The sequence below is a fragment of the Desulfosarcina sp. genome (assembly GCF_041551955.1).
Lineage (GTDB): Bacteria > Desulfobacterota > Desulfobacteria > Desulfobacterales > Desulfosarcinaceae > Desulfosarcina.
Window position 1 is genome coordinate 1 of sequence record NZ_JBFELV010000447.1, and the last position, 4,106, is coordinate 4,106.

3 protein-coding genes are annotated in these 4,106 nt (G+C 57.9%); 1 reads left to right on the top strand and 2 read right to left on the bottom strand.

The annotated features are described in order from the left end of the window. The first annotated feature begins 54 nt into the window (after nucleotides 1–54). Nucleotides 55–2,154: an ASKHA domain-containing protein gene (locus ABYV26_RS22170; RefSeq protein WP_372683537.1), complete on the top strand. Its 2,100-nt coding sequence runs from the start codon at nucleotides 55–57 to the stop codon at nucleotides 2,152–2,154. Between the two features lie 3 nt (nucleotides 2,155–2,157). Here ABYV26_RS22170 and ABYV26_RS22175 read toward each other — a convergent pair whose 3' ends face one another. Next, the gene (locus ABYV26_RS22175; RefSeq protein WP_372683538.1) at nucleotides 2,158–2,988 is read right to left on the bottom strand and encodes a carbohydrate ABC transporter permease; all 831 of its coding nucleotides are present in this window, start codon (nucleotides 2,986–2,988) and stop codon (nucleotides 2,158–2,160) included. Then, on the bottom strand, nucleotides 2,985–3,818 hold the full coding sequence (locus ABYV26_RS22180) for a carbohydrate ABC transporter permease (RefSeq protein WP_372683539.1): 834 nt from the start codon (nucleotides 3,816–3,818) through the stop codon (nucleotides 2,985–2,987). The genes ABYV26_RS22175 and ABYV26_RS22180 overlap by 4 nt, the downstream gene beginning before the upstream one ends. Nucleotides 3,819–4,106 lie beyond the last annotated feature (288 nt).

Sequence of the window (4,106 nt, forward strand, 5' to 3'; positions counted from 1 at the left end):
CGCAACAGAGAATAAAACGCGCCGATCCATAGGCGGCAATAGGAGTGCTGAATCATGGGAACGTGTATCAATCATCCGGATCGTGAGACCTCATACCTCTGCATGAAGCATCAAATCTATTTGTGTGAGGAGTGCCTGGAATGCAGAGACCCAAAGATCTATTGTAAACACCGATCCGCCTGCCCCATCTGGTTCATGAGCAAACGCAAGGAAGGTTGGGATGCTGAAGACAGACAGGTGGCGGCCGATGCCACCCATACGGTCACGTTTCTGCCAGACGGGCAGACCGTATCCGTACCCGCCGGCAGCACACTGCTGGAGGCGGCCCAGGCCGCGGACGTCCATGTCAACGCCTCATGCAGCGGCAAAGGCTCCTGCGGCAAGTGCAAACTCGTCGTGACCTCCGGTGAGGTTGGCACACAACCCACGCCATTGTTGACAGACGGTGAAAAGGCCAAGGGCTATGTGCTGGCCTGCCAGAGCAAGATTACCGGCGATGTTTCGGTGCAGATTCCCGAGGAAACCCTGGCGCGCAAACTCAAGATCGCCGGCATGGGTAAGGCGGTCACCGACCGGCTCAAGGGACTGGTCACGGACATCGACCCCATGCTCCAAGAAATCCCATTGACCCTGGAGCCACCCTCCCTTGACGATTCGGTCAGCGACCTGGACCGGCTCAACCGAGGGTTGAAAAAACAGGGCTGTGATGTGGACCGGCTCAACGTGGGCATCAAGGTCATGCGCCAATTGGCCGAGGTGGTGCGCCGGGACAACTGGAACATCACCGTGTCAGTGGTCCGCCGCAAATGCGCCAATGAAATATTAGCGGTGCGCCCCGGCAACGGGCAGCATCAATCACTGGGCCTGGCCATCGACGTGGGCACGACCACCATCGTGGTCTACCTGGTGGACATGGCCGATGGTTCGGTGCTGGCAGCCACCGCCGGCCACAACCGCCAGGCGGATTGCGGGGACGATGTCATCAACCGCATCGTCTGTGCGGAAAAAGACGGGGTCAAAAAACTCAGTCGCATGGCCCTGGCCACCATCAACGATCTCATCGGCGAAGCCCTGGACAGCGCCGGCAACCGGAGGGAAGCGATCCGCAACGTGGTCGTTTCCGGCAACACCACCATGGCTCACCTGTTGCTGCAGATCGAACCCCGCTATCTCCGCAGGGATCCCTACATTCCCACAGTGTCGGATTTCCCCATTCTCAAAGCCGGAGAGATCGGCCTGAAAGCCAATCCCATGGCGGCCGTGTTCATCATGCCAGGGCCGGCCAGCTATGTGGGCGGCGATATCGTCTCCGGGATCCTGTACACCGGGTTTCATCGGGAAGCGCCGGTGACCCTGTTCATCGACGTCGGCACCAATGGCGAGATCGTTCTGGGCAACAAGGAGTGGCTGATGACCGCCGCCTGCAGCGCCGGACCGGCCTTCGAGGGCGGGGGCATCCGTTGGGGCATGCGAGCTGAGGAAGGGGCTATCGAAAAGGTGACCATCGATCCGCAGACGCTGGTGCCGACGCTGTCAACGGTCGGCGACGCCCCTCCCCGAGGAATCTGCGGATCGGGAATGATCGACTTGATTGCAGAGCTATTGAAAAGCGGCATCGTCGACCGCAGCGGCCGGTTTGCCAAGGAGCTGGGCAACGACCGGGTCCGCAAACAAGGAGATGAATGGGCTTACGTGCTGACCGTTGCCGATGAAACACCCGTGAACGAAGATATCGTCTTTACCGCATCGGACCTGAAAAACCTGATTTACAGCAAAGGCGCCGTCTATGCCGGCTTCACCACCCTGCTGGGAGAGGCCGGCATGGATTTTTCCATGGTCGACCGCATGATCATCACCGGTGGCTTCGGCCAGTATCTCAACATCGAAAAGGCCGTGACCATCGGCCTGTTGCCCGACATCGACCGCAGCAAATTCGCCTACATGGGCAACAGCTCCATCGTGGGTGCTTACATGGCCCTGTTGTCCACCACATATCGCCAAGAAGCCCGGACGATCTGCAACAACATGACCTATGTCGACTTTTCCAGCAACCCCCGCTACATGGACGAATTCACCTCGGCCCTGTTCCTGCCCCACACGGATTTGAGGGCTTTTCCCAATGTAACGACAGCGGTATCTTCCGTTAGGAGATAGGTGCTATTTGATTCCCGCATACATGAACGACTGCACGAACTGCCGCTGAAAAAGCAGAAAGGCAACGAGCAGCGGGGCCACCGAGAGCAGGGTGGCTGCAGATATGACCGACCAGTTCACCCCGGATTCGGGTGCGCCGAAGATGCCCAAGCCAACGGTCAGCGGACGGGTTTCCACCGAATTGGTCACGATCAGGGGCCAGAGGAAATTGTTCCAGTGGTGGCTGATGGAGACCAACGCATAGGCCAGATAGGTGGGGCGGGCCAGGGGCACATATACCCGCCACAGGACACCCATGCTCCCGCACCCTTCCAGACGGGCGGCCTCTTCCAGCTCCTTGGGGGTTGATTTGAAGGCCTGTCGCAGAAGAAATATCCCGAAGGCACTGGCCATGTATGGCAGGCCGATGCCCAGAATCGTGTCCACCAGGCTGAACCGTGCCAGGGTGCTGTAGTTTTCGACAATCAGAATCTCCGGGGTGATCATCAGTTGGACCAGCACCAGGGCAAAGGCAACTTTATGGCCGCGGAACTGATACCGGGCGAAAGCATAGGCGGCCAGGGTACACAGTACCAGTTGGGCAACCAGAATCGTGCTGACCAGAATGAATGTGTTCAGGGCGTAGCGTGGGAACGGTGCCTGGGAAAGCGCTTCACGGAAATTGTCCAGCGTCAGCGGCGCCAGCAGACTAAAATTGACCGCATATTCACCGGGATGAAAGGCTGCCCAGAAAGCGTACACCAAGGGCGAAACCCACAACACCGCCAGCAGCCATGCGGCGCCGGTCTCCAAAGAGGTGTAAAACGACTGAGAGAATGATCGCGAAGGGTTCATCGGTAGTGCACCCGTTTATCCAGAACGAAAAACTGCAGCAGCGCCATCACCCCTAAAAGAATCAACAGCACCATCGTCAGCGCGGCGGCAAAATGCGTTTCAAAATATGAAAAAGCGGTTTCAAAGATATAATATAGCAACAGATTGCTGGCATTGTCCGGCCCGCCCTTGGTGAGCACGAACAAATGATCCACCAGTTTGAACGAGTTCAGCACCGCATTGATCAGCACGAACAAGGTGGTGGGCATGAGCAGCGGAAACATCACCCGGCGGAAGTAATACCATCGCGAGGCCCCCTCCAGCTGGGACGCCTCTTCGAGTTCCGGCGGGATGTTCTGCATCGCCGCCAGATAAAAGATCATGAAAAAGCCGGCCTCTTTCCAGACCGTCATCACCATGATGGCCGGCAGCACCGTATTCGGGTCCCCCAGCCAGTTGTGCCCGGAAAAGCCGAACCATGATGAGATCTGATCGATCAGCCCGATATCCGGCGTATAAAAGAACAACCAGATGTTGGCCACGGCGATCATCGGTAAAATGGTCGGTGTGAAGTAGGCCATACGCACCAACGATCGACCCGGAATGGAGCGGTTCACAAAAAGCGCCATGAGGATGGCCAAGGCGATGGAGGTGGGAATGGTGCCCAAGGCAAACCAGGCGTTGTTGGCCAGCACTTTCCAGAAAATGGGGTCGTCCAGCATGCGCTGATAGTTCAGCATGCCCACAAAGCGGGAGGGTCGGATTGCCGTCGCCTTGGAAAAGAGGCTGTCGATCACCGTCGCCACGGTCGGATAGTGGGTGAAGGCGATCAGCAGGATTGCCGCCGGCATCAACAGGAGCCAACCCTGGACGTGTCTTGAAGCGATTGTCCGCATAGTTTTTTCTAATGGCACGGAACGATAGCGAGCGGCTGGCAACCATCTCTCCAACCGCTCGCTGCCGTCTGTTTTTGCTTAACCCGTCTCCATTTCCGGATGGTAACGAATTATCGGTACTGCTTCAATAACCGGTCAGCCTGCGCCTGGGCTTCTTTCAGCGCCGCCTCGGGCGTCTTAGATCCGGTCAGAGCCGCCTGGATGGCATCATCGAGGCCCTTGCGCACACGGCCGGTCTGATAG